Origin of the sequence: Salinigranum salinum (assembly GCF_009176545.1) — an archaeon.
GTDB lineage: Archaea > Halobacteriota > Halobacteria > Halobacteriales > Haloferacaceae > Salinigranum > Salinigranum salinum.
Genome location: NZ_VTOJ01000001.1, coordinates 2,321,790 through 2,346,772 on the forward strand (window position 1 = coordinate 2,321,790; position 24,983 = coordinate 2,346,772).

Sequence of the window (24,983 nt, forward strand, 5' to 3'; positions counted from 1 at the left end):
ACTAGTTCGACTGGCCGCGAGGGATCCATCACGATTGATAGTATTGTAATTCCGTTAATACTAAAACGTAGACCGGAGTTATAGTGGGCGTATGTTCCCACTGGCTCGACGTGTCTTGGTCGTCGCGGTGGTCACACTGGCCATGCTCGGGAGCGTTCCCCCGGGAGTCGTCGCGTCAACAGCTGGAACACAGACGGGCGACACCGCGGCCGCCAATCGAACCGCGGCGTCGACGGGATCACAGTGGGGGATCCAGCCCGAACTCACAACCCTGCTGTGGGGGGTGGCAGCCGAGGACGAGCGCGTCGCGCTCGCGGCTCGGGAAGCGTTCGCTCCCGGCGAGGGAGTCGCAGCCATCGAACCCGTCGACGGGTGTCGCGTCATCGACAGTCCCGGCGCGTACGAACTCACCGCCGACATCACGAACAGCACGAACACGACGTGTCTCGACATCCGCTCGTCGGACGTGACTTTCGACGGGAACGGTCACACGATCGATGGGGTCGACGCCGACAGAACGGTCGGCGTGTTCGCCAACGGAACGGACGAGGCGCTCGAAAACGTCTCCGTGCGGAATCTCGCCGTCACCGACTGGTCCGACGGCGTTCGGTTCGAGGACGCGACCGGTGGGTACGTCGAGGACGTCGTCGCCGAGCGCAACGGGGACGGCTTCCACCTCGTCGAGTCGCCCGAAACGACGGTGTCGGACGCCTCCGTCGCCGACAGCGGCGCAGACGGGTTCCAACTCGACTCCTCCCCCGGGAGCCGGTTCACGAACGTCTCCGCGGTCGGAAGTGGCTCGCAGGGGTTCGGGTTCTCGGGTTCCGGGGGGAACACGCTTGCCGACGTCTCCGCCGAGGACAGCGGCGGCGACGGCTTCAGCTTCGAGGTCGGGTCGGGGGAGAACCGGCTCACCGACGTCTCCGCCGAGGACAGCGGCGGTTCCGGTTTCAGCTTCTCCTCCAGTTCCGGAGGGAACACCCTGGAGAACGCCACGGCCGAAGACAGCCGTGGGACCGGGTTCGAGTTCCTGTACGTGAGTGGAGAGAACACGATGCGGAACGTTTCCGCCGTCGACAGTGGCGGGGACGGCGTCTTCGTCGGCCTCAGAGGATCCGGGAACAACGTCTTCACGGACGTCACCGTGAGAAACAGCAGTCGGCACGGGTTCAGCTTCAACGCCGGAAACACTACGTTCGTGAACGTCACCGCCCAGGGCAACGATCTCGGCGGGTTCGAAGTCTTCGATGCCGGGAGCCACACGCTCACGAACGTCTCCGCAGTCGGCAACGGCGGGGCCGGTTTCGAGTTCAGATATCTCGTGTCGGACAACACGTTCACGAGCGTCTCGGCGCGAGGGAACGATGGCGAGGGCTTCCTGCTGGAGGACGCCAACCGAACGGTTCTCGCGGACGTGTCGGCGATCGATAACGAGGCGGGCGTGGTCGTCTCCGACTCCAGGGCGGTCGAGATCGACGGCGGAACCTTCGGGAACAACACCGCCGACGGAGTCCGCCTTGAGGGAGCACCGGACACGACGGTCCGAGGAGCGCAGTTGCTGGACAACGGTCGTGACGGCCTGCTGGTCGCGAACGGGAGCGACCGAACTCTCGTTACGGGCGTCACCGCCCGTGTGAACGCCCGATACGGGCTGTACGTGGTCGCGTCGAGCGACGTCCGGATCGTCGACAGCCGCGCCGAGACCAACGGCGACAGCGGCCTGGGTGTCGGAACTCCCCAGTCGGACCGGATGGCGACGAGCCGCAACGTCTCCGTCGAGAACAACAGCGCGCTCGGCAACGGCGAACACGGCGTCGAGATCGGTGACTCGGCGGTCGACGCCACGCTCGTCGCGACGAACGCCAGCGACAACGCCGTCGACGGCGTCCACGTCTACGGAGCCGACGGCGTCACGATGAGCGCCACTACCGCGGTCGGGAACGGCCGCTGGACGCTGTTCGCGGCCAACACGTCCGGGACCTACTCCGTCGACGGCCTCGCGACCGGTGGAGACGGCGTCTCCCTCACCGCGCGAAACGTGGCCGTCCGCGACGTGTCGGCACCGGAGACGGCGCTACCGAGTGGCCACGCAGGGGTGGGGATGTACGTGAACGCCACGCCGACCGGCCCGGACCCGTTCTTCGACGTGTCGATGTCGTACGGCCAGGCGACCGTCGACGCGGCGGGCGTCGACGAATCGACGCTCCGGCTGTGGAGGTTCGACGGGTCGACGTGGACGGAGGTGACGGGGTCGACGGTCGACACCGCCGCGAACACCGTGTCGGCGAACGTCACCGAATTCAGCGTCTTCGCCCTGGCCGGAACGGAGGAGTCGGAACTGGAGCCGACCCCCACTCCGACACCCGCGCCCGCGGCGACTGGTAGCGGTGGGGGCGGCGGAGACGCGAACGAGCCGCCGGTGGCCGCGTTCGACGTGTCGACGGACACCACCGAGACGGGCGCTTTGATCCGATTCGATGCCTCCGACTCCGACGATCCGGACGGCGTCATCGTCTCTTACCGGTGGGACTTCGACGGCGACGGGCGGGTCGACACGACGAGCGAGTCGCCGAGGGTCAGCCACACGTTCTCGACAGCGGATACGCACGAGGTGTCGCTGACGGTCGTCGACGGCTTCGGCGCCACGAACACGACCACACGCCCCGTCGAGGTGGCGACGGGACCGACACCGACCACGACGGCCACGGCGACCCCGACGGAAACCGAGAGACCGACGCCGACTGAAACGATGGCGGCGGGGACGACCGCAACGGTAACTGAGGAGGCGGCGATGGCGACCGAACCCCCGACCCCGACTTCGATGACGCTGTTCGGTACGTCGTTCCCTTGGTGGCTGTTCTTGGGGCTCCTCTCGGCAGTGGTCGCGCTGTACCTCGGTCGGACGAGGTGGGGTGGTCGGCAGTGAACGTCGCTCGGGCGTGAGCAGCCGGTCGGCTCGACCAGCAGTCGGACCGCCTCAGCAGACGGCGCACACGGCGCCCGCCGAACGCGGAAGCACTGACAGCCGAGTCGGTTCAGCCGAAGCCCCCGCCACCGCTCGGCGACGGGGACGGCGCACCCGCTCTCGTGTCCCGTTCACCACGACACCACGACACCACGTCCGGAACCCGTTCGTTCAGGGGGAACTGAGGGGCTTTTGCAACGTGTATCTGAACGGAATCCGCGGGGCGTTATTCGTACGTACACCCGGATTCCGACCGCGACGGGGGTGGACGGAACCGATACTCCGACGAGTGTCCGAAACGTGAGGTTCGGAACACCGGCGGACAGGTCGTCTCGGGCGTCCTTTTCCGGACGGTCACCGGTCGCCCGTCGGCGTCGGCAGCGCCCGCACCGACCGCGGCGGGACGAGGTAGTTCCCCCGGCGTTTGACGAAGATGTACTCGAGGATGCCGTTGTTGACGCGCTGTCGGATCGTGGGGACGTCGGTCAGGTCGGAGCCGTTCATCGCCTCGCGGACGGCATCGAACGACTCGATCCGCGTCTGGAGCGAGGGGAAGTGGAGGCTCGCCTCGCCGTCGTCGGTCGACTCGACGTGCCGCCGGAGGAGGAGCGGGTTCCCGTCGGCGTCGCGGTTCGCGCGTGCGGCCTTCTGGGCGTGGCCCACCCGCCCGTAGTCGCGCGCCTGCTCGCGGATCGTCTCGACGATCTCGTCGTCGACGCCGCTGAAGTCGCCGAGGTTCTCCCCCGCGCCCTCGACGAGTCCGCGCTCGGCGTGCAGCGGTGAGAACATCTCCATCACCTGTTCCTCGAAGTTCTGTTCCTCGTACCAGTCGTCGAGGCGCTGGCGGATGGTCGCGAGGTGTTTCGTGGTGCCGCCGGCGAACGGCCCCTCGTCGACGGTCACCGCGTCCTCTGTGGCCTGGTTCTTCCGGAACCCGGCTTTGAATCCCATGAACAGCGGCGATTCCTCGGGGACCGGCCCGCCCGCGGGGATGCCCGTCACCTCCCCCTGTCGTTCGGCGGGCATCCCGGCGCCCATGAACCCGGTTCGGCGGTTCGAGACGGAGAGGACATCCGAGAGCGGCGTCTCGACGTCGATCCCGTTCATTTGATCCTGCTCGCCGAGGAGCGCCTGCTCGGCCTCGAGGAGCGCGTCGGAGCGGTCGGACGCGAGGTGCAACAGCGCGTCCTGGGTGTCGAATTCGGGCGTCTCGAACGGGGAGAGGCGGCGCGGTTCGGGGAGCGGATACGCGAGATCGGCGTCGAACCGCGCGAAGTACGCGGGGGTGTACGCGAGCGACGAGAGGACGCCCGCGTGACTCCACTCGTACGCGCGGTCGAGCGTCGCCATCGCCGACGCGACTGCGTCGCGGTCGTCGTCGGTCGGCACCCCATCCGTCACGAGGTCGAGCGAGAGGAACAGGTGGTGTCGGGGGAGTTCGTGGTTGCTGGCGTCGTCCGTCGCGAGGAACTCGTTCCAGCGGTGCTGTCCGTCCGGAAGCGTCTCGGGGTCGTCGCCGCGGGGGACCGGCTCGTCGGCCGCTCGTAGGCAGGCCGACAGGGCCGTCGCCCCACCGGTCGCCACCGCGAGTTTCATCGCGTCCCGTCGGGACAGGTCGCGGTCGAACACGCGGAGTCTAGCGACCCGCGGAATAAATCGCTGTCGTCGGTTTCCTCGCCGCAGGAATGGGACAGTGATATTTATCCTCGCACCACTACGGTACGGTGATGAACAGACGTGCGTTCCTCGCGAGCGGTGCGGCGTTCGGGACGGCCGCGACTGCCGGCTGTCTCGGGACGGTCGGGTTCGGCGACCAGAACCCGAACGTCGTCCTCGGCGAGCCCGACCGGACCGCCGACGTGGCGAGCGAGGACCTCCCGTACCCCGCGTGGGGGCAGCAGGTCCCGGACGTGACCCTCCCCGCCCCGCTCGCCGACCGGTCGATCTCCCTCCGCGACATCGCCCACCCCTACCTGTCGACGTTCTTCTTCGCCAACTGCATGACGACCTGTCCGGTGTTGCTCTCCGCACTCAGGGAAGTGCAGGTCCACTCGGTGCAGGAGGGGTACGCCGATGCGGTGGGGTTCTACCCGATCACGTTCGATCCGGCACGGGACGACGCGGCGGCGCTCCGCGCCGAACTCGACCAGTTCAACGTCGACACGTCGGCGGGGAACTGGCAGTTCCTCCGACCCGAAGACGAGGCCCGGGCGGAGGCGGTCGTCACCGACGAGTTCGGCATCGTCTTCCAGCGACAGGAGATGGACGACGGTCCGGACATGTTCGTCCACCTCGGGCTGATCCTCCTGGTGAACGGCGACGGCTACGTCGAGCGCGCCTACCGTGGACAACAGCCCGACGAGGGACAGCTGATCGACGACCTCCGGCGGGTGAGAGGGGCATGAACCGCCGACAGTTCCTCGCGGCCGCCGGCGCGTCCTCCGCCGCCCTGCTCGCCGGCTGTGCGGGCTTCTCGACCACCACCTACAGCGCCCGAGCACCCCTGGTGGAGAACCGTCCCGACGCGGTGTACGTCCCCTCGCACGTCGAGGGGATGGAGATGGTCGGGATGGCCGAGGCGGGCGACGCGATGGTGGCAGTCACCTACAGCTACCCGCACCGCTTCTGGACCGTCGAACAGGAGGGGACCGACTTCACCACCCAGCAGGTCGAGATCGGAAGCGACGACGCGGTCCACCTGATGGCGACCGTCTGGGAGCCCGAAACGGGCGTCGTCGTCCCGAATACGGGGCTGTCGATCGAGATCTCGGCCGACGACGAACTCGTGAGTGAGGAGGTCGTCTACCCGATGCTCTCACAGCAGATGGGCTTTCACTACGGCGCGAACTTCCCCCTCGACGGGAACGACGTCTACGACGTGACGGTGAGCGTCGGCGCGACGTCGGTGAAGCGGTTCGGCTCGCTCGCCGGGCGGCTGACCGACCCGGCGACGGCGACCGTCTCGTTCGACTACCGCGAGGGCGCGCGTAACGAGATCGACTACACCGAGTTCGGCGAGTCACGCCGGGGCCAGCGCGACGCCATCCCCCCGATGTCGATGGAGATGATGCCGGTCGGTCGCGTCCCCGAGTCGATCCCCGGCGAATCGCTCGGGACGGCGACCATCGGCGATCTCGTGCTCCGCGGGTACACCGTCGAGGCCGACCGCTTCGGCGACGACCCGTACCTCGTTGTCACCGCGGCCACCCCCTACAACGATCTCGTCGTCCCAGGGATGGCGCTCGCCGCCCGCATCCCCGGCGACGGGACGCCCGCGTTCGCGGGTCGACTCGACCCCGGTCTCGACCCCGAACTCGGCTTCCACTACGGCGCACCCGTCGCCGGACGCCCGTCCGGAGCGGTCGAGCTCACCGTCGAGGTCCCTCCACAGGTCGCCCGCCACGAGGGGTACGAGACCGCGTTCCTCGAGACCGGCACGGTGCGTCTCTCGGACTGAACCGCCCGGGGACGGGACGGCCCGCCGGGCAGAGTGAGTCAGGTTCGAGACGGCGAACGTGCGACAACGCCTTTGACCGTTCGTGCCCTCCCCCGACACATGGGTTCGGAGCGTCGCGACCGCGTCGTGCTCGCGGTCGTCGTCTGGTGCGTCCTCGTTTCCCAGGTGCTGTTCTATCCGGGTCTCGCGGATCTCGTCGTCGCGCTCGGGGCGACCGGACTCGACGCCGCCACCGCCTTTCTCGTCGCCGAGTTCGCGGCGTTCGTCGCCTGCGCGTCACTCTGGGGGGCGCTCTCCGACGCCACGGGACGACGCCTCCGCTGGATCGTCGTCGGAGCGGTCGGCGGGGCCGGCTCGTACCTCCTGCTCGTCACGCTCCCCACCCTCGGCCTCGGATTCGACGTGGCCCTCGTCGTCCGCGTCGTCGGCGGGGCGTTCACCATCGGCGCGTTCTCGCTCGCCGTGACGACGCTCGCCGACCTCGAGGGGGGGAGCGGCCGGAACATGGGTGCGGCGGGGCTGGCGATCGGTCTCGGCGCCGCGCTCGGTGCGGTCGTCGGCGGGGCACTCTCGACGGTGAATCCGCTGGCCCCCGTCGTCGCTGCGGCGGGCCTACTGATCGTCGTCGCCGGTCTCGCGACGACGGTGACGGAACGCGCCCCGACGGGGCGGAACCTGGGCGTCGGGGTGATCGTCAGGGGGCTGAAGACGCGCCCTGCCCTCGCCGTCCCCTACGCGTTCGGTTTCGTCGACCGGCTCACCGCGGGCTTCTTCGCGCTCGTCGGCGTCTTCTACTTCCGCACGCAGTTCGGCCTCGACGCCGCGGGCGCGGGCGTCGTGCTCGCCCTGTTCTTCCTCCCCTTCGCCCTCCTCCAGTACCCTCTCGGCGTCGTCTCCGATCGGATCGGACGGTTCGTGCCGGTCGTCGTCGGCTCGCTCGCGTACGGTGTCGCCATCGTCGCGGTGGGGGTCGCTCCGTCGCTCCCGCTCGCGGCCGGTCTCATGGTCGTCGTGGGCTCGTTTGGGGCACTCGTCGCGCCCGCGACGATGGCGCTGGCGACCGACGTCGTTCCCGACGACGAGCGCGGCGTCGCCCTCGGCGGCTTCAACGTCGCGGGGTCGCTGGGCTTTCTCACCGGCTTCCTCGTGGGCGGTGGCGTCGCCGACAACGTGGGCTTCCTCCCGGCGTTCCTCGTCGTCGGGGGACTGGAGGTGGTCATCGCCCTGGTCGCACTGCGAGCCGTCCGGGCGTTGCGACCGTTCGAGGAGAACGAGACGCTCGGCGCGGACGACTGACTCACTCGTGGCCCGACACGCGCACGGGCTGGTACGGCTCCTCGAGCCACTCGACGTCCGACTCGGACAGCGAGATGTCGAGCGCCTCGACCGCGTCCTCGAGGTGTTCGATGCTGGTCGTCCCGACGATGGGCGCGTCGACCCACTCCTTGTGGAACACCCACGAGAGGGCGATCTGCGCCATCTTCACGTCCTTCTCGGCCGCGAGTTCCTGGACGCGCTCGTTCACTTCCGTGCCCCCGCCCTCGAAGTACGGGTGGCCGCGGGCGAGGTCGTCCGTCTCGCCGCGGACCGTGGCGTCGAACTCGTCGTGGGGACGCGTGAGATACCCCCGCGCCAGCGGCGACCAGGGGATGACGCCGACGTTCTCCTTCTCGCAGAGAGGGAGCATCTCGCGTTCCTCCTCGCGGTAGAGGAGGCTGTAGTGGTTCTGCATCGTGGCGTAGCGGTCGAGCCCGAGCCGTTCGGCGGTGTGGAGCGCCTCGGCGAACTGGTGGGCCCACATCGACGACGCCCCCAGATAGCGCGCCTTCTCTCTCCTGACGACGTCGTCGAGCGCCCGCATCGTCGTCTCGATCGGCGTGTCGTCGTCCCACCGGTGGGTCTGGAGGAGGTCGATCGTCTCCATCCCCAGTCGGTCGAGACAGTTGTCGACCTCCTGTTCGATCGCCTTGCGCGAGAGCCCACCCGAGTTCGGGTTCTCGTCGTCCATCTGGAAGTAGACCTTCGTGGCGACGACGTTCTCGTCGCGGCGCCCCTCGAGCGCCTTCCCGAGGACGCGCTCGGACTCCCCCAGCGAGTAGAGGTTGGCGGTGTCGAAGAAGTTGATTCCCAGGTCGATGGCGCGGTCGACGAGTTCCAGCCCCGCCTCCTCGTCGAGCACCCAGTCGCGCCACGACGAGGTGCCGAAGCTCATACAGCCGAGGCAGATGCGAGAGACTTCCATGCCGGTGTCGCCCAGAGTGGTGTACTCCATACTCCCCCGCTCTCCGGCGGAGAACAAAAATGAGAGGGAGGGTCACGGCACCGTTGGTTCGACGCAGCTCCCCGCGCTCTCGATCGATTCGCGGGACCGAGACACCGAAGCGGGCGCGCCCCTCGCCAGTCGAGTTCATCGACCGTCGAATCGTCCGGTCGAGGGATTCTCGTCCCGAGAGAAGCGCGAGCGCGGTTTATACTGTCAACCATCGTATGGATAACCGACGAGAGTGATCCCTCCGTCAGTGATTGCAATGCGCAGATCCGTACTCACAGTCCTGCTGGTCCTCGTGGTCGTCGTCGGGTTCGTCCCTGGCGTCGCGGCCGCGCAGGCGACCGGTGGCGAACGGCTCGGCGGCCTCGTCGAGGTCACCGAAGGGGAGACGATCACCGGCGACCTCAGCGCCGTCGGTGGAACAGTGGTCATCGCGGGCACCGTCACCGGGAACGTCGAGGCGACCGGCGGCTCGGTCGTCGTCGCCCCCACGGGCGTCGTCAGGGGTGACCTGTCCGCGGTCGGTGGCGCGGTACTCGTCGAGGGAACCGTCGGCGGCGACGCCGAGGCGTTCGGCGGGTCGGTCGTCGTGCGCGAGGGTGCGCGCGTCGGCGGCGCGTTCGACGCCGCGGCCGGGTCCGTCAGGCTGGATGGGCAGGTCGCCGGAGACGCCCGCCTCGCGGGCGAGACGGTGATGGTCGGGCCGACCGCCTCGGTGGGCGGCGACCTCCGGTACGACGCCGGTACGTTCACCCGGGCGCCCGAGTCGAGCGTCGCCGGTGCGGTCCGCGCCGAGGAGGACCTCGCGTTCGAGCCCCAGATTGCCCCGCCCGCCGTGCCGCGGGGCGTCGGTGCCGTCTACGGGCTGCTGGCGAACCTCGTGCTCGGTGCCGCGTTGCTCGTGGTCGTCCCGCGTTTCTCGACCGCCGTGACGGCCGTCGGCACCCGCGACTCGCTCCGGAGCGGCGGCGTCGGTCTGCTCGCGTTCGTCGGCGTCCCCGTCGCGCTGGTGCTCGTCGCGCTGACGATCGTCGGACTCCCGCTGTCGCTCGCCGGACTGGTCGCCTTCGGCCTCCTCCTGTGGGTCGCGTTCGTCTACGGGGGCCTCGTCGCCGGGACGTGGCTCCTCTCGCTCGTCGACCGGGAGGGGCGGTGGCCCGCACTCGTGACGGGGCTCGTCGTCGTCGCGCTCGTCGACCTCGTCCCGTTCGTCGGCGGCGTCGTCCGGTTCCTCGTGCTTCTCGTTGGGCTCGGTGCGTTCGTCCTCGCCGTCCGCGGTGCCCGCGGCGACGAGGGCGGCTTCGTCTTCACGGGACCCGAGGACGACTCGGCCGCCGCCTGATCGGCATCGGACGGTCCCGTCCCGTCGCTCGTGCGGGACGGCGAGACGAGTAACCCAAATAATTATTCAACGTGTTTTCGATGTGTGAGGTATGTCGATCGACTACGACGCGGCCTGTGAACGGTTCGAGTGGGACGTCCCCGACCAGTACAGCCTCCCGAACACGATCGAGTCCCACGCCGACGCGTTCGGTGACCGGGTCGCGGTCCGCTTCCTGTCGGCCGAGGGCGACCGGGTCGAGCGCACCTACGAGGACCTCCGACGGGATATGAACCGGTTCGCGAACGCGCTCGCCGATCGCGGCGTCGGACCCGGCGACCGGGTGATGCATCTCTTCCCGCGGCACCCCGACGCGTTCGCGATCCAGCTCGGGGTACTGAAACGCGGAGCGCTCCTGGTGCCGTGTTCGTCGATGTTGAAGCCGAAGGACATCGCCTTCCGCGCGTCGGACTGCGAGGCGTCGACCGTCGTCGCCCACGTCTCGCTGACCGACATGGTCGAGCCAGTCCTGAACGAGACGCCCCTCACGAACACGATCTGTCTCGACGGCGACCCCGACGGGTGGGAGTCGTTCGCCGACCTCGTCACGGGGGAGTCGGCGACCCACGACGGGCCCGACGTCGGCGCTGCGGACCCGATGTCGATCAACTACACCTCGGGGACGACGGGCCAGCCGAAGCCCGTGCTGCACAAACACCGCTGGATGCGGTGTTTCGAGCTCGTCAACGCCCCGTACTGGTGGGGGCTGTCGGGCGACGAGGACCTCTCCGACGAACTGATGTGGGCCACCACGGGTACGGGGTGGGCGAAGTGGTTCTGGAGTCCCGTGGGCGTCGGACTCACCACGGGGGCGACCCAGCTCGTCTACGACGGCGAGTTCGACCCCGAGCGGTTCCTCGACGTCATGGCCGAGGAGGGCGTCACGCGGCTCTGTGCGGTCCCGACCCAGTACCGGATGTTCGCCCAGCAGGACCTCTCCGACTGGAATCTGGCGCTGACCGACGCGCTCTCGGCGGGCGAACCGCTCAACCGCGAGCCCATCGAGGCCTTCGACGAGGCGGTAGGGGTGACACCGCGCGACGGCTACGGGCAGACGGAGACGGTCGCGCTCGTGACCAACTACCCCGGCATCGACGTCAAGGAGGGGTCGATGGGCAAACCCGCTCCCGGGATGGGGACGACGATTCTCGACACGATGGATGAAGAGCCCGTCGGCGACGGCGAGATCGGCGAGATCGCCGTCCCAGTCGACTGTCCGGGTATCTTCGACGGCTACTACCGGAAGCCGAACCTCGACGAACAGACGTTCTCTGGGCAGTACTACCGCACCGGCGACCTCGCCTCCCGGGACGACGACGGCTACTTCTTCTTCGAGGGGCGCGCCGACGACATCATCATCTCCGCGGGATACCGCATCGGGCCGTTCGAGGTCGAAGACGTGCTCGTCTCTCACCCCGCCGTCGCCGAGGCCGCGGCGGTCGCCTCACCGCACGACGAGCGGGGAAACGTCGTCAAGGCGTACGTCGTGCTCGCCGAGGGGTACGAGGGGGGCGACGACCTCGCGGCGGAGATCCAGGCGTTCACGAAGGAGGAGACGGCCCCGTACAAGTACCCCCGCCGGATCGAGTTCGTCCAGGATCTCCCGAAGACGTCGTCGGGGAAGATCCGCCGGATCGAACTCCGACAGCAGGAACAGGCGGCGTTCGGGGAGTGACGCGTCCGATCACTCCGTGGTGACGACCGCCGCGGCGATCGCCGTCCCCCCGACGACCACGAGGAGCGTCCCTAGCGCGTCGCCGTAGCCGAGGAGGCCGAGGAGGACCGTGGCGACGCAGAGCAGGCCGATACCGACGACCGCCAACCGCTGCACGCGGGGTGTCCATCGGCGCGACGACCGGAGCGCCCGCCGCAGTCGCCACGCGAGGAGCGCGATCGCGGCGACGACGGTCACGCGGGCGAGGAGTCGCCCCAGTTCGACGACCGGTCCGGCCGACTCCGGCCGTGTCTGGAGGACGAACGTCGCGGCGACGGCGACGCCGAGCGGGAGCAGCCACTGTGTGGTGGAGGAGTCGGGCATGGTAGGCGGTCGTCCGCTCCCCGGGAAAACCTTCGCACGGGGCGACGTCCGACTCGCCGCGTCACTCCAGCGGCTCGAAGTCGGGTTCGTTGGGGAGTTCGCGGAACGCCGCCTCGAACTCCTCGTTCGAGAACTGCGAGAGGGTGTCGTCGAGTTCTCCCCTGAGCTGGCGCATCCGTGCCGTGAGCCGCTCGTACTCGTCGCTGGACCCGTCTTTGGCGGCGCTCTCGAGCGTCGCCTTCTTCGACGCGAGGGCGAAGAACTCCTGGGTCCGGTCGTCGAACTGTGCCCGGGAGAGCAGCACCTCGACGACCGAGTGGAGTTCCTCGCGCGTGATGGGCTTGACAAGGTAGTCGTCGAACGGCATCTGGACGATGTCGAGGTCGGGTTCGACCGCGGTGATCATCGCCACGCGGCAGTTGACGCCCCGCTGGCGCAGTGCCGAGAGCACCTCGTCGCCGGTCATCGAGGGCATCCGGCGGTCGAGGAGGGCGACGTCGACGTCGTCGGTCGCCAGTTCGAGCGCCTCCTCGCCGCTCGTCGCCACCAGGACTTCGTACGAGTCTGCCAGCCAGTGGGCGTACAGCTCCGCGAGTTCGGCCTCGTCGTCGGTGACGAGCACGACTGGCCGGTCATCGTCGGCGCCTTCCATCTGTGTTCACTGTATCCACTCGCTCATGGTATATCATGGTGACGGCACCGATTCGTCCCGGTATCGGGGGTTGGACTGTCGGGGTGGATCCTCTCGGACGGGACGCAGTAGACGGATTACACGCCGCGTCTCTGCGCGGTCGACGACCGGGCGCTCCCGGACGGGGGTTGGTAGCCACAACAGATTACTGCGGGTGGCCGTTAGCGGTGATATGTCTTCGAGTACCGCGCCGAGTCGACGGTCGTGGCCATGACCGTCTGGCTCCTCGGCGATCAGCTCTCGCCGGACGCCGCACCCCTCGCGACCGCCGACCACGTCCTCATGATCGAGGCGCACGCGTTCGCCGACCGCCTCCCGTACCACCCGGCGAAGCTGACGGTCGTCTTCTCCGCGATGCGTCACTGCCGCGACGCGCTCCGCGAGCGCGGCTACGAGGTGACGTACGTCGAGGCCGAGACGTTCGGCGACGGCCTCGACGAGTACTTCGCGGCCGTTCCGGGCGATTCGCTCGTGCTGATGGACCCGCCGAGCCACGGCGCGGCGGCTCGTTTCGAGGCGATGGTCGAGGTACGCGGTGGAAGCCTGACCGTCGTCGAGAACGACCGCTTCCTCACCACCCCCGAGACGTTCGACGCGTGGGCCGGCGACCGCACCGTCGACGACGGCTTCCGACAGGAGCGGTGGTACCGTTTCGTCCGCCGCGAACTCGACGTGCTGATGGACGGCGACGATCCGGAGGGCGGCGAGTGGAACTACGACGACCAGAACCGCGACACGCCGCCGCCCGAGTGGTCGCCGCCCCCCGTCCCGACGTTCGAGCCCGATGCGATCACGCGCGAGGTCCACGAGTTCGTCACGGAGCGGTACGACGACCACTGGGGGAACCCGTCGCTCGACGCCGTGGTGTGGCCCGTGACCCGAGCGGAGGCACAGTCGGCGCTCGACCACTTCGTCTCGGCCCGCCTGCCCGAGTTCGGCGACTACCAGGACGCCATGGTGGACGGCGAGTGGGCGCTCTGTCACTCGCTCTTGTCGTCGTCGCTGAACCTTGGGCTCCTCCACCCACGGGAGGCGGTCGACTCTGCCGTGAAGGCGTACGAGTCGGGCGATGCGCCCCTGAACTCGGTCGAGGGGTTCGTCCGCCAGGTCGTCGGCTGGCGGGAGTTCATGCGTCACGTCTACCGGCGGGCGATGCCGGCGATGGGCGAGGTGAACCAGCTGGATCAGGAACGGGAGCTGCCGCCGCTGTACTGGGACGGCGAGACCGACATGACCTGTCTCTCCGAAGCGGTGTCGCACGTCGACGAGCGCGGCTACGCCCACCACATCGAGCGGCTGATGGTGCTGTCGAACTTCGCTCTTATCTATGGAGTCGACCCCCACGAACTCAACCGCTGGTTCCACCTCGGGTTCGTCGACGCCTACCACTGGGTGACGACGCCGAACGTCGTCGGGATGGGCTCGTTCGCGACTGATGTCCTGTCGTCGAAGCCGTACGCCTCGTCGGGCAACTACATCAACAGGATGAGCGATTTCTGTGCGGGGTGCGAGTACACGGTGTCGCGGACCACGGGTGAAGGAGCGTGTCCGTTCAACGCGCTGTACTGGGACTTCCTGCGGGAGAACGAGGAGGCCCTCAGAGGAACGGGGCGGATGGGGCTGATGTACTCGCACGTCGACAAGAAGGACGACGAGGAGTGGGAGGCGATCCGGGAGCGGGCGCGGGAGGTGCGGGAGAAGGCACGGGAGGGGGAGTTGTAGGATCGGACGTCAGATAGACACTATGAGACCGGCAAAAAGGTATCAATAGTGATTATCAGAGGGGGGTCGTTTATATTACAAAGAGTGATCCACATCCATGTCTCAGACCTGGTTCACGGACAGGAAACGGGGAAAACTCCGAGTCGTGCGACGCGACGACGGGTGGTACGTGGAACCCTCGGGAGTCGCTGGGGAGACGAAGTGCATCTTTTCGGATCTCGAGACGACGGTCAGCGATGCCGACACTCACTCGTTTGAGGTGGAGGTGACAGACTACTTTCAAGGAACTGGGAGTTCCGAAAACTACCTCTTTGCAGACATTATCACACGGAACGAAGAGAGAACGTCATCGGACACCAGAAAACCGTCTGCAGTGAGCAGTTCTTCCGATCACGAACTGGCACGGCCGACTGACTCGAAGGCATCACGGACGGGGGACGGTGCCCCGGTTCGAGGGTTATCCAGCCTGACCGGTTCCGGAGAGTACGTCACTATCGAGGCGGAGATCCACCACATCGAGTTCGTCGCGAAAAACAAGAAGAACACACCGGACGTGAGAGGCGTGTTGAGGCAAAGGGGCTCGGTCAAGAGGGTGCCGTTTGTCGTCGGTCAGGGTGTCAAACACCCGTATCTCGAGGAGGGCACGCGGTTCCGGTTTGAGAATGTTAAAGACCATCTCTACAGGCGACAGAACGAGGTACAGGTGTTCATTGACGAGGGGACAAAATTCACTGAACTATGATCGTCTCGAAGCGGTGTGAGTTCACTCCCGCGGCTGACGCCCCATCGTGTGGAACTCCTCGTTCGGCCGCATGTCGGCGAACATCGCCATCCGGTTCGAGAGGTTGAAAAACGCCGTCACCGCGGCGATGTCCCAGATCGCCTCCTCGGAGTAGCCCGCCTCCTCCAGCAGTCTGATGTCGTCCTCTGTGACCTCCGCCGGGTTCTCGGTCAGCTTAACCGCCACGTCGAGCATCACCATTCTCTGGTCTGAAACGTCCGCGGTCCGGTAGTTCGCCACCAGCTGATCCGCGAGGTGAGGGTCCTTCGCGTAGATCCGCGCGAGCGCGCCGTGGGCGACGTTGCAGTAGTAGCAGTGGTTCACGCCCGAGACGGCGACGACGATCATCTCCACTTCTTCCCTCGCGAGTGCCGTGTCGTCGACGAGCGCGTCGTGGTACGCGAAGAACGCGCGGAAGTGCGACGGCTTGTACGCGAACGCCGAGAAGACGTTCGGGGTGAAGCCCGCACGATCGGTCTCCTCGGCGATACGCTCCCGGAGGTCGTCGGGGAGATCGGCGAAGTCGGGAACCGGGAAGTTGCGCATGGCGTCGTCGTCGAGTTCGATCCCGTCGGAGTCCGTGGTCGTGTCGTCCGTGTCGGCCATGAGCGGGATTCAGCCGCGTGGGTGAAAGGTGCAGCGGCGATCCGAGGATCGCTGTCGGACGTCGGACGCACCGGGTACTGGGTCGTGGGAACCGGGAGGAGTCCCGAGGGTGGGTGTGGACGCACGGGGCCGCGCCAGCGCGCGCCACCGCTTCCCGTTTTGACGCGCCTGTTCGCCGGACGGGGCCGGTGACCCGGTACTCTGTCGGTACTGCGTGAGAGACGGACCGGCCGAGCCGCGACCTCACCCCACGAACAGGACGCTGACCCACACCGCGGTGACGAACACGCCGACACCGAACAGCCCGTAGTTGCCGACGGTGCTGTCGGCGGTGACGAGCGAGAGCGAGTACCGGCGCGCAGAGAGCGGACTGAACGGCCTGATCCCCATCGGCGTCAGCGCGTCCGCGAGGAGGTGTGCGCCGACCGAGACGAACCCGATGCCCGCGCCGACTGCGGCGAGCGTCTCCGGTCGGTACGGGGTGGCTGCCCCGGCCCGACCGGCGGCGAGACCGACCCCACCGAGGACGGCGGCGACGAGGAGCGCGAACCAGACCGTGTGGGTCGGCCCGCGGTGGGAGACTCCCGGCAGCCGGTGGTCGACGTCGGGGAGCATCGCCAGCCAGAGCGCCCCCGCCCCGACGAGGACGGCGAGGTCGACGAGCCCGGCCGAGACGAGCGCGACGCCGACCGGCGCGAAGACGAGCAGCGCGACGCCGTAGTGGCCCTTGCGGTACACGGTGGACGATCGCGTTCCGCCCAGGAGTACCTTCCGGCTCACGCGAACGTCGAAAACCGTTATATTCGTCGGCGTACGAGAAGAGTCGTGATAGACGCGGTGACTCGGCTGCTCGACGGACTGACTGCCTGGCAAGCGACGCTCGTCGTCCTCGCAATCTCGCTCGGGGCGGCGCTCGTCGTCGAGGTCGTCGTGATCCGGGGAGCGTCCCGGCTCGTCCGCCGCACGGACACCGAGTTCGACAACATCGTCGTCCGCAACGTCCGGTGGCCGCTGGTCGTCTCGGTCGCGCTCGCCGGGATCTACGTCCTGACCCGCACGCCCGCGGTCGTCGAGAGCACGCTCGTCACCGCCGATCTGCTGGACACGTTCTTCGGTCGACCCTCGCTCGCCGTCATCGTGCTCGCCTGGGCGTGGGCGCTCAACAACCTCGTCAACGAGGCGGTCGACGTGGTCAAGGAGAAGGGGAGCCGCTTCGACTTCGCACCCGTCTTTTCGAACGTCTGGACGCTCGTGGTGAGCGTGGGGACCGTCGCCGCCCTCTTGCGGCTGTACGACATCGACATCACGCCGCTCCTCGGTGCCGCGGGCGTGGCCGGCATCGCGGTCGGCTTCGCCGCCAAGGACACGGTCGCGAACTTCTTCGGCGGCATCGCGCTGTACTTCGACGACACCTACAAGCTCGGCGACTACATCGTGCTGGACTCGGGCGAGGCCGGCACCGTCGTCCAGGTCGGCATCCGGTCGACCACGCTGATGACGCGTGACGAGGTCCTGGTCACGGTGCCGAACTCGGCGCTGAACGCCGCGAAGATCGTCAACGAGTCCGCCCCCCAGCGACGTCGCCGGATCCGCGTCCCGATCGGCGTGGCGTACGGCACCGACGTCGACGCGTTCGAGGCGCTCGTGGTCGGAATCGCCGAGGCGGAGTCGCTCGTGCTCGACTCACCGAAGCCACGCATGCGCTTCCGCCGGTTCGGCGACAGCGCGCTGGAGTACGAACTGCTCTGCTGGGTCGCCAGTCCGACCCGCCGCGCCCGCGCGACGCACGAACTCAACCGGACGATCTACCAGCGGCTCACGGAGCAGGGGATCGAGATTCCCTACCCGAAGCGGGACCTCACCGTCACCAGCAGTCCGGGGTCGTCGAACCCGGCGACGTCGTCACCGCTGGCCGGCGAGGGGGAGGCGGTGTCAGGTGAGACCGACGGCGGCCACGACCGACGGGATTAGGTCAGTTCGGCGAGCGCGAGCAGGACACTCGGCGCGACCACGAGCACGACACCGACGACGACGAGCAGGGCTGGCAGGACCAGCAGTCCCGCCTCCGTGAAGAGCCACAGCCCGAGCCCCGCGAGGACGCAGACGAGTCCGGCGACGCGCAGGAGCCAGACGACGACCCCTTCCAGTTCCGAGTCCGCGACGAGTTCGGCGGCTTCGAGTGCTTCGTCCATGTCGGCCCCGGCTTCACGCTCGAACGGTTTATGTTCCCGACATTCAGGACGATCGACCCCCTCCGGACGGACCGTGAGACCCAAGACCTGTTAGTCGCTCCGCCCGACGGACAGGTGTGATCGTCGATACGCTCGTCTCCACGTTCGGTCCGTTCCTCATCCCGGCCGTACTGTTCGGTCTCGGCGTCGTCGGCTACCTGTGTCTTCTGCTCTGGGGTCGACTCCGGGGCTGAACTGGTCGGCGACGAGAGGGAGCAAGAGTTATGTGATGGTCTCTTGAGGTGTAAGATGCAATGGCACTCGACATTGAGGCACTCCTGACGTATCCGATGAAGTCCGACGACTGGCTCGTAACAGTGGTCATCGGCACCGTCCTGACCCTGTTGTCGTTCCTGTTGATCCCGGCCTTCCTGCTGTACGGCTACCTCGTCCGGGTGCTCCGCGCCGGGATGGACGACGCGCCCGAACCACCCGTCTTCGACGACTGGGGCTCGCTGTTCGTCGAGGGACTGGTCGCGACGGTGATCCTCTTCGTCTACCAGTTGATCCCGATCGTCGTCTTCGTCGTGACCGTCGGCGGATCGATCGGGGCGATGGCGACCGGGACGGAGGCCGGGGCTGGGCTCGGTGTGGCCGGGTTCTTCGGTGGGTTCGTCCTGAGCACCGTCCTCGCGCTGGTGTTCGGCTACGTCGGCCTCATCGGCGTCGCCAACTACGCCCGCGAGGGCGGAATCGGCGCCGGCTTCGACTTCGGTGTCATCGTCGACGTCGCGACGGACACGGCGTACGCCGTTCCGTGGGCGATCGGTGTCGTGATCCTGATCGTCGCCGGCCTCGTGGGGAGCATCCCGATCCTCGGACAGGCCGTACTGTTCTACGCGCTCATCGTCGCGATGAAACTCGTCGGGCAGGGATACGCCGCCGCCCGCGGGGCCAGCGGTGCGACGTCACCGGACGCGGACGTGACGGCCTGAGACACGGCCGACCCCGTCGTCTCGGGGGCGACCCCGTGATTGGCACATCCTGGAGAGAAACCGCCACCTGCACCTCGGTGAGACCACCCCGGGCGAGCGTCAGCCGAGCGCCGCGACCGGCGAGATCCAGATGACGAGTTCGCCGTCGCGCTTGATGATGCCCTGGATCGACTCGTCGTTGTCGAGCGGCGGCTGCTCGACGTCGTCCATCGACACGCGGACGACCTGGTACACCTCGTCGACCACCCAGCCGATGGCGGCCTCGTCGGCGAATCGGCCCGAGTCGAAGATGACGATCCGCTTCGGTTCCGACTCCCCGCGGAGGTTCAGGAGGCGCTTGGGGTTGACGATCGACGTGGTCCGCCCCCGGAGATCCATCACGCCGTCGACGTAGTGTGGTGCGTTCGGGACCGACGTGAGCGACCCCTTGTCGACGATCTCGGAGACGTAGTCGATGTCGACACAGTAGGTCTCGGAGCCGAGTTTGAACTCGAGCACCTGGATCTCACTGACTGCCTCGGTCTCCTCGTCGTGCGGTTCCGCCGGGGCCTGGTCCGGTCTCTTCTGTGAGTGCATATCTCTGTCAGGACGCTCACCGTGGCGTCTGATAGCCGATCAGTCGAGCGAACGGTATCTAAACCTACGCCTTGCGTTATCACGACTGATTACCGCCGGGGTGCGTTTATGTAACCCACAGTCGAACCACGGACAGAGATGCGACGTGGACCACCGGCTCCATCCCTTTCGTCCCACACGCCTCGCCCGACCGGCCGCCTCGAAAGGGGGTGTCGATGAACACGAGGAACGGTGAGACGCGGGCCGTCGTCGTCGACGACTCGCGGTTCATGCGGACGCTCATCAGACGCCTCCTCGAGGAGGAGGGAGTCGAAGTCGTCGCCGAGGCGGCCGACGGGGTGGCCGCCGTCGAGACGGTCGCCGAGCACGCACCCGACGTCGTGACGATGGATATCGAGATGCCGCGGCAGAACGGGATCGAGGCCGTCGAAGCGATCATGGCCGACTGTCCGACACCCGTGTTGATGCTGTCGGCCCACGCCGAGGAGAACGCCGACGTGACGTTCGAGGCACTCGACCACGGTGCCGTCGACTTCGTGACGAAGCCGGGCGGCGAGGTCACCTCGGAGATGCCGCGCGTGAAGCGCGAACTCGTCGAGAAAGTCCGAGCGGCCGCCGCGGTCGACCTGGACGCACGACGGCGGCAGTCGACGTCGACACCGACGACGCCGCCGGTGGCGACGGCCGGGCCGGTCGCTCGGTCACGCGCGCCGTGTCCGGACGGTTCGACGGTCGTCGTCGGAGCCTCGACCGGCGGACCGAACGTCGTCGAGGACGTTCTCGCTGGGCTTCCGCCGGAGGCGGGCCTCCGCGTCCTGGTCGTCCAGCACATGCCGGCGGGGTTCACGTCGCGGTTCGCGAACCGCCTCGACGGTCGGAGTGGGTACGAGGTCGCCGAAGCGCGCGACGGCGAACGGATCGGTGCGGGTCAGGCCCGCGTCGCGCCCGGTGGCTCACATCTCGTGGTCGACGACGACAGGTCCGGACAGCTCCGACTCCGGCTCCGCGACGGCGACCGGCTTCACGGCGTCAAGCCGGCGATCGACCTCACCATGGCCTCGGCCGCCGAGACGGTGAGTGGCCCACTGACCACGGTGCTCCTGACGGGGATGGGTCGGGACGGCGTCGACGGGATGGGCGCGGCGAAGCGGGCCGGTGGGACGACCATCGCGCAGGACGAACACACGTCGGCGATCTTCGGCATGCCGAAGCGGGCCATCGAGGCCGGACACGTCGACGAGGTGCTCCCGGCCGGAGAGATCGCCACGGCTATCGTAACGACACTGAGACAGTAACATGGACGAGGAACTCTACCAGGCATTCATCACCGAGAGCGAAGAGAGTATCACCCAGCTGAACAACTCGCTGCTGACGCTGGAGTCCAGCCCCGACGACGACGAGGCCATCGACGACATCTTCCGCCGAGCACACACGTTGAAGGGGAACTTCGGGGCCATGGGGTTCGACGAGGCGGCCACGGTCGCCCACGCGATCGAGGACCTCCTCGACGAGGTCCGGCAAGGAGAACTCGAGGTGACGCCCGAGCGGATGGATCTCGTCTTCGAGGGCGTCGACCTGATCGTCGACATCCTCCACGATATCGAGGCGAACGGCGAGACGACGATCGACCCCGAGTCGACGGTCGACCGCCTCCGTGCCGCGGCGACGGACGGGGGAGACGACGAGACGGACGACGCGACCGAGGGGGTCGGTGCGGACGCGGCCGACGACGATGTCGCGGACGAGGCGAGCGAACGCGAGCCGAGCGAACCGGACGACGCGGCCGACGACCACGCCCGGTCGAGGGCCGACGACGCGGAGGATGCGGTCGACGAGCCCGACGAGGACCCGACCGCCCGCGGATCCGAGAACGACGGACCGTCGGCCCGAGCGGCGCTGATCGAGACCGCGGTCGAGACGGTTCCGACCGAGACGCTCGCCGGCTACGACTCGCTCTTCCACGCCGAACTCACGCTCGAACCAGGCGACATGAAGAGCGTCGACGCGGGTCTCTTCGTCGACGGCATCCCGCCAGAGGTGACGGTCGCCGGGGCGCGCCCGTCGCTCGACGAGATCAGGGAGGGGGCGTTCGACGAGCGCGTCGAACTGTTCGTGGCCAACGCCGACGCCGACGGGGTCGCGGCGTCGCTCCGTGACCTGTGGTCGGTGTCGGACTGCGACGTCACGGACGTCTCGACGGCGATCACCCGCGTCGGTGGGCGACTCGACGACGGGGCGGGGGCAGTCGAGACACCGACCGTGGACGCCGACACCCGTGACGGTAGACAGGCCACCGACGAACTCACCGAGGACGGAGGGATCGGAGGGGCTGAAGCAACCGAAACGAGCCAGGCGGATCGACGGACCGACACGGTCGACGCGGACGCCGAAGACGACGGCTCGAAGCGACAGATTGCCGAGGTAAAATCGGTCCGCGTCGACGTCGACCAGCTCGACGAACTCCACGAGCTGGTCGAACAGTTGGTGACCTCTCGAATCAAACTCAGACGGGCCGTCGGCGCGGACGAGACGAAGGGGGTCGACACGCTCGACGAGCTCGACAAGATCTCTTCGAACCTCCAGAACACGGTGATGGACATGCGGCTCATCCCGCTGAAGAAGGTGTTCGACAAGTTCCCCCGGCTGGTGCGCGACCTCGCGCGCGAGCAGGACAAGCGCGTCGACTTCCGGGTCACGGGGCAGGACATCGAACTGGACCGGACGATCCTCGACGAGATCTCGGATCCGCTGATGCACGTCCTCCGGAACGCGGTCGACCACGGGATCGAACCGCCCGAAGAACGCACGGCGGCCGGCAAGCCCGAACAGGGCGTCGTCGAACTGTCGGCACGGCGCGAACACGACACGGTCGTCGTCGAGGTCGCCGACGACGGCGGCGGGCTGGACGTCGACCGGATCCGCGAGAAGGCCGTCTCGAAGGGCGTCGTGTCGCGCGAGGCGATCTCGACTATCCCGGACGACGAGGTGTTCGACTACATCTTCCATCCGGGATTTTCGACCAACGAGGAGATCACCGACGTCTCCGGCAGGGGCGTGGGGATGGACGTGGTGAAGACCACGGTCGAGGCGCTCGACGGGTCGGTGTCGGTCAGTTCGACGCTCGGCGAGGGGACGACGTTCGAGATCCGACTGCCGGTGTCGGTCGCGATCATCAAGGTGCTGTTCGTCACGGTCGGCGACAGGCAGTTCGGGGTCCCGATCAAGTACATCGACGAGGTCGCCCGCGAGAGTCGGATCGAGACGATCAACGGGACCGAGGTCGTCGTCCACGACGACCGGGTGTACCCACTCATCCGGCTCCGGGACGCCCTCGGTGTCACCGCGAGCACTCCCGAAACCGGGATGGTCGTCCGGATTCGTCCGCAGGACCGACAGGTCGCGCTCCGGTGTGACGGCGTGACACGACAGGAAGAGGTCGTGGTCACGCCTTTGCAGGGTCCCCTGTCCGGCTCCGACGGGCTGTCGGGGACGGCGGTCATCGGCGACGGCAACGTGATTCCCATCATCGACGTCGGGACGCTCGCCGGGGCGGATAGCGAGCAGCCCGTCGGGCGGCCCCGTGGTACAGCCGCCGACGGAGGGGTGGTCGACTGATGTCCACCGCCGAAGGTCGCGGCTTCGGCCGCCTGCTCGAATACATCGAGTCGTCGATGGGGTTTGCGACCTCGATGTACAACGACGCGTATCTCGACCGCCGGATCTCCGCCCGGATGCGTCGAAACGACTCGCCCGACTACCGCGCCTACCAGCGCCTACTCGAGTCGGACGACGAAGAGCGACAGGCGCTCCTCGACGCGCTGAGCGTCAACGTCACCTCCTTCTTCCGGAACCCCGAGGTGTGGGAGGCCCTCCGTCCGGTGCTCCGCGACCTCACGGCGTCGGGGCGGACGAGCGTGTGGAGCGCGGCCTGCTCCGACGGACGGGAGGCGTACTCGCTGGCGATGCTCGCACACGACGACCCCGACGTCCGCGCGGACCGGATCCGGATCGTCGGGACGGACATCAAGCGCGAGATTCTCCGCGCCGCGAGGCGTGGCGAGTATCTGGCGTCCGAGACGAACGACCTCGCGTCACAGCTCGCCCCGCTCGACGACTACGAACGCTTCGTCGAGCGAGACGACGACTGTTACCGCGTCTCCCGGTCGCTGAAACGGATGGTCGACTTCCAGAGACACGATCTCATCCGGGAGTCGCCACCCGACCAGTTCGATCTCATCCTGTGCCGGAACCTGTTCATCTACGTCGACGCCGACGCCAAGCGCACCGTGTTCGAGACGCTCGGCTCCGGACTCCACCCCGATGGCTACCTCACGATCGGCATGACGGAGACGGTTCCCTCCGAGTGTCGCTCCTGGTTCGAACCGATCGAGAAACGTCTCCGCATCTACCGCAACGCACGCTGATATGAAGCGGGGTGAGCACAAACTGTCCGACACGCGTGGCCGCTTCCTGCGTGCCGAGAAGAACGGCCGTGAACGGGAGGACGCCGCGTGGACGCGCGGACGGATCCTCCTGTCGAACAAGCGGCTCATCCTGGCGGGATCGGGCGGCAAGCGGACGTTTCCCCTCTCGGCGGTCGAGGGGGTCGAGGGGCGGTACGACGTCAATCAGGACGTCGCGAGCGTCTCCGACTACCTCTCGCTCCGGATCCCGGACGGTGTCGTGCTCGTCGCGCCGAAAGAGTACGAGACGTTCGAGCGGGACTTCTTCGGGGCGATCCTGAACCAGGGGACCTTCCTCGCGCGGCACCCCGCCGTCGAGGGCGGCGTCGTCCAGAACACGGAGTGGGAGCGGTCGCGGCTCAAAGTCGAAGCGGAGGCGGTGAGTATGGCGACCGTGAGCGGAACGTTCGTCGAGATCAGGCTCAACGACATCGGAGACATCGCCACGGGTCGGCGGACCGTCCTCGACGACAGCCGCCTGGTCGTCGAGGTCGAACACTCGGACGAAGAGACCAGCGTCCAGACGTACATCTCGGGGACGGATCGACAGATGTCGTTCCTCGAGACGCTCCTCCGCAAAGGTGAAGAACAGTCCGAGACGTCGCTGGAGCTGTCGGAGACGGACAAACAGGTGCTGACGGCGCTGTACTCCGGCGTCTCCCCGTTCGACATTCCCTCGTTTCTCGGCCTCGACGCCGACGAGGTCGAGGAACTGTACGTCCGGCTCATCGACCACGAGGTGCTCAACGAGGTCCGGATCAGACACGAGGTGACGCTGAACGCGCGCGGCCGCAGCATCGCGAGCGACGTCATCTCCGACCAGTAACGCCGGGGCACGAGACGTATCTGATCCGGGACAGGGCGTACG

The 24,983-nt window shown here is 67.7% G+C and carries 22 protein-coding genes; 14 read left to right on the plus strand and 8 right to left on the minus strand.

The features are described 5' to 3' along the window. Nucleotides 1–91: 91 nt before the first annotated feature. Nucleotides 92–2,926, plus strand: a complete 2,835-nt coding sequence (locus FZP69_RS11175) for a right-handed parallel beta-helix repeat-containing protein (RefSeq protein ID WP_152041371.1) — start codon at nucleotides 92–94, stop codon at nucleotides 2,924–2,926. Between the two features lie 393 nt (nucleotides 2,927–3,319). Here FZP69_RS11175 and FZP69_RS11180 read toward each other — a convergent pair whose 3' ends face one another. Continuing rightward, a complete protein-coding gene (locus FZP69_RS11180) occupies nucleotides 3,320–4,594 on the minus strand; it encodes a DUF7405 family protein (RefSeq protein WP_152041372.1) in 1,275 nt (424 codons plus the stop codon). 98 nt (nucleotides 4,595–4,692) lie between these two features. Between FZP69_RS11180 and FZP69_RS11185 the strand changes: the two genes are divergently transcribed. The 3 genes from FZP69_RS11185 to FZP69_RS11195 all read left to right on the plus strand — a co-directional run bounded on the left by FZP69_RS11185 (nucleotide 4,693) and on the right by FZP69_RS11195 (nucleotide 7,718). After that, a complete protein-coding gene (locus FZP69_RS11185; RefSeq protein WP_152041373.1) occupies nucleotides 4,693–5,370 on the plus strand; it encodes an SCO family protein in 678 nt (225 codons plus the stop codon). Continuing rightward, the gene (locus tag FZP69_RS11190) at nucleotides 5,367–6,422 is read left to right on the plus strand and encodes an iron transporter (protein ID WP_152041374.1); all 1,056 of its coding nucleotides are present in this window, start codon (nucleotides 5,367–5,369) and stop codon (nucleotides 6,420–6,422) included. Before FZP69_RS11185 ends, FZP69_RS11190 begins: the two co-directional genes overlap by 4 nt. Before the next feature lie 99 nt (nucleotides 6,423–6,521). Further along, nucleotides 6,522–7,718 (plus strand): MFS transporter, encoded by a 1,197-nt coding sequence (locus FZP69_RS11195; protein ID WP_152041375.1) that lies wholly within the window; start codon nucleotides 6,522–6,524, stop codon nucleotides 7,716–7,718. Nucleotide 7,719: 1 nt separating this feature from the next. On the opposite strand, the gene FZP69_RS11200 is transcribed toward FZP69_RS11195, so the two are convergent. Further along, nucleotides 7,720–8,694: an aldo/keto reductase gene (locus FZP69_RS11200; protein WP_152041376.1), complete on the minus strand. Its 975-nt coding sequence runs from the start codon at nucleotides 8,692–8,694 to the stop codon at nucleotides 7,720–7,722. Between the two features lie 256 nt (nucleotides 8,695–8,950). Here FZP69_RS11200 and FZP69_RS11205 point away from each other — a divergent pair, with 256 nt between their 5' ends. Together FZP69_RS11205 and FZP69_RS11210 are read left to right on the plus strand one after the other, a co-directional pair. Next, entirely contained in the window at nucleotides 8,951–10,033 is a 1,083-nt protein-coding gene (locus FZP69_RS11205; RefSeq protein ID WP_152041377.1) for a bactofilin family protein, read from the plus strand. Nucleotides 10,034–10,124: 91 nt separating this feature from the next. Continuing rightward, the gene (locus FZP69_RS11210; RefSeq protein WP_152041378.1) at nucleotides 10,125–11,747 is read left to right on the plus strand and encodes an acyl-CoA synthetase; all 1,623 of its coding nucleotides are present in this window, start codon (nucleotides 10,125–10,127) and stop codon (nucleotides 11,745–11,747) included. Between the two features lie 9 nt (nucleotides 11,748–11,756). On the opposite strand, the gene FZP69_RS11215 is transcribed toward FZP69_RS11210, so the two are convergent. Next, nucleotides 11,757–12,110 (minus strand): hypothetical protein, encoded by a 354-nt coding sequence (locus FZP69_RS11215; protein WP_152041379.1) that lies wholly within the window; start codon nucleotides 12,108–12,110, stop codon nucleotides 11,757–11,759. A 61-nt stretch (nucleotides 12,111–12,171) separates the two neighbouring features. Then, nucleotides 12,172–12,762 carry a response regulator transcription factor gene (locus tag FZP69_RS11220; protein ID WP_152041380.1) on the minus strand — a complete coding sequence of 197 codons (591 nt, stop codon included), beginning with the start codon at nucleotides 12,760–12,762 and terminating at the stop codon, nucleotides 12,172–12,174. 249 nt (nucleotides 12,763–13,011) lie between these two features. Here FZP69_RS11220 and FZP69_RS11225 point away from each other — a divergent pair, with 249 nt between their 5' ends. Both FZP69_RS11225 and FZP69_RS11230 read left to right on the plus strand, forming a co-directional pair. After that, nucleotides 13,012–14,523, plus strand: coding sequence for a cryptochrome/photolyase family protein (locus tag FZP69_RS11225; RefSeq protein WP_152041381.1), 1,512 nt, complete (start codon nucleotides 13,012–13,014; stop codon nucleotides 14,521–14,523). A gap of 97 nt (nucleotides 14,524–14,620) precedes the next feature. Beyond that, nucleotides 14,621–15,265, plus strand: coding sequence for a hypothetical protein (locus tag FZP69_RS11230; protein WP_152041382.1), 645 nt, complete (start codon nucleotides 14,621–14,623; stop codon nucleotides 15,263–15,265). Nucleotides 15,266–15,286: 21 nt separating this feature from the next. Here the strand turns inward: FZP69_RS11230 and FZP69_RS11235 are convergent, their stop codons facing one another. Both FZP69_RS11235 and FZP69_RS11240 read right to left on the minus strand, forming a co-directional pair. Continuing rightward, nucleotides 15,287–15,910 carry a peroxidase-related enzyme gene (locus FZP69_RS11235; protein ID WP_152041383.1) on the minus strand — a complete coding sequence of 208 codons (624 nt, stop codon included), beginning with the start codon at nucleotides 15,908–15,910 and terminating at the stop codon, nucleotides 15,287–15,289. 243 nt (nucleotides 15,911–16,153) lie between these two features. Further along, nucleotides 16,154–16,648 carry a metal-dependent hydrolase gene (locus FZP69_RS11240; RefSeq protein ID WP_152041594.1) on the minus strand — a complete coding sequence of 165 codons (495 nt, stop codon included), beginning with the start codon at nucleotides 16,646–16,648 and terminating at the stop codon, nucleotides 16,154–16,156. 87 nt (nucleotides 16,649–16,735) lie between these two features. Between FZP69_RS11240 and FZP69_RS11245 the strand changes: the two genes are divergently transcribed. Then, entirely contained in the window at nucleotides 16,736–17,881 is a 1,146-nt protein-coding gene (locus FZP69_RS11245) for a mechanosensitive ion channel family protein (protein WP_152041384.1), read from the plus strand. Here FZP69_RS11245 and FZP69_RS11250 read toward each other — a convergent pair. Continuing rightward, nucleotides 17,878–18,102: a hypothetical protein gene (locus FZP69_RS11250; protein WP_152041385.1), complete on the minus strand. Its 225-nt coding sequence runs from the start codon at nucleotides 18,100–18,102 to the stop codon at nucleotides 17,878–17,880. The genes FZP69_RS11245 and FZP69_RS11250 overlap by 4 nt on opposite strands. A gap of 293 nt (nucleotides 18,103–18,395) precedes the next feature. Between FZP69_RS11250 and FZP69_RS11255 the strand changes: the two genes are divergently transcribed. Beyond that, on the plus strand, nucleotides 18,396–19,076 hold the full coding sequence (locus FZP69_RS11255; RefSeq protein WP_152041386.1) for a DUF4013 domain-containing protein: 681 nt from the start codon (nucleotides 18,396–18,398) through the stop codon (nucleotides 19,074–19,076). Nucleotides 19,077–19,175: 99 nt separating this feature from the next. Here FZP69_RS11255 and FZP69_RS11260 read toward each other — a convergent pair whose 3' ends face one another. After that, a complete protein-coding gene (locus FZP69_RS11260; RefSeq protein ID WP_152041387.1) occupies nucleotides 19,176–19,652 on the minus strand; it encodes a chemotaxis protein CheW in 477 nt (158 codons plus the stop codon). A gap of 215 nt (nucleotides 19,653–19,867) precedes the next feature. Here FZP69_RS11260 and cheB point away from each other — a divergent pair, with 215 nt between their 5' ends. Genes cheB through FZP69_RS11280 form a run of 4 tightly spaced genes read left to right on the plus strand, consistent with a single transcriptional unit; the run spans nucleotide 19,868 to nucleotide 24,941 of the window. After that, on the plus strand, nucleotides 19,868–20,947 hold the full coding sequence (gene cheB / locus FZP69_RS11265; RefSeq protein ID WP_152041388.1) for a chemotaxis-specific protein-glutamate methyltransferase CheB: 1,080 nt from the start codon (nucleotides 19,868–19,870) through the stop codon (nucleotides 20,945–20,947). A gap of 1 nt (nucleotide 20,948) precedes the next feature. Next, nucleotides 20,949–23,267 carry a chemotaxis protein CheA gene (locus tag FZP69_RS11270; RefSeq protein WP_152041389.1) on the plus strand — a complete coding sequence of 773 codons (2,319 nt, stop codon included), beginning with the start codon at nucleotides 20,949–20,951 and terminating at the stop codon, nucleotides 23,265–23,267. Next, the gene (locus FZP69_RS11275; RefSeq protein ID WP_152041390.1) at nucleotides 23,267–24,076 is read left to right on the plus strand and encodes a CheR family methyltransferase; all 810 of its coding nucleotides are present in this window, start codon (nucleotides 23,267–23,269) and stop codon (nucleotides 24,074–24,076) included. Before FZP69_RS11270 ends, FZP69_RS11275 begins: the two co-directional genes overlap by 1 nt. Before the next feature lies 1 nt (nucleotide 24,077). Beyond that, a complete protein-coding gene (locus FZP69_RS11280) occupies nucleotides 24,078–24,941 on the plus strand; it encodes a CheF family chemotaxis protein (protein ID WP_152041391.1) in 864 nt (287 codons plus the stop codon). Nucleotides 24,942–24,983 lie beyond the last annotated feature (42 nt).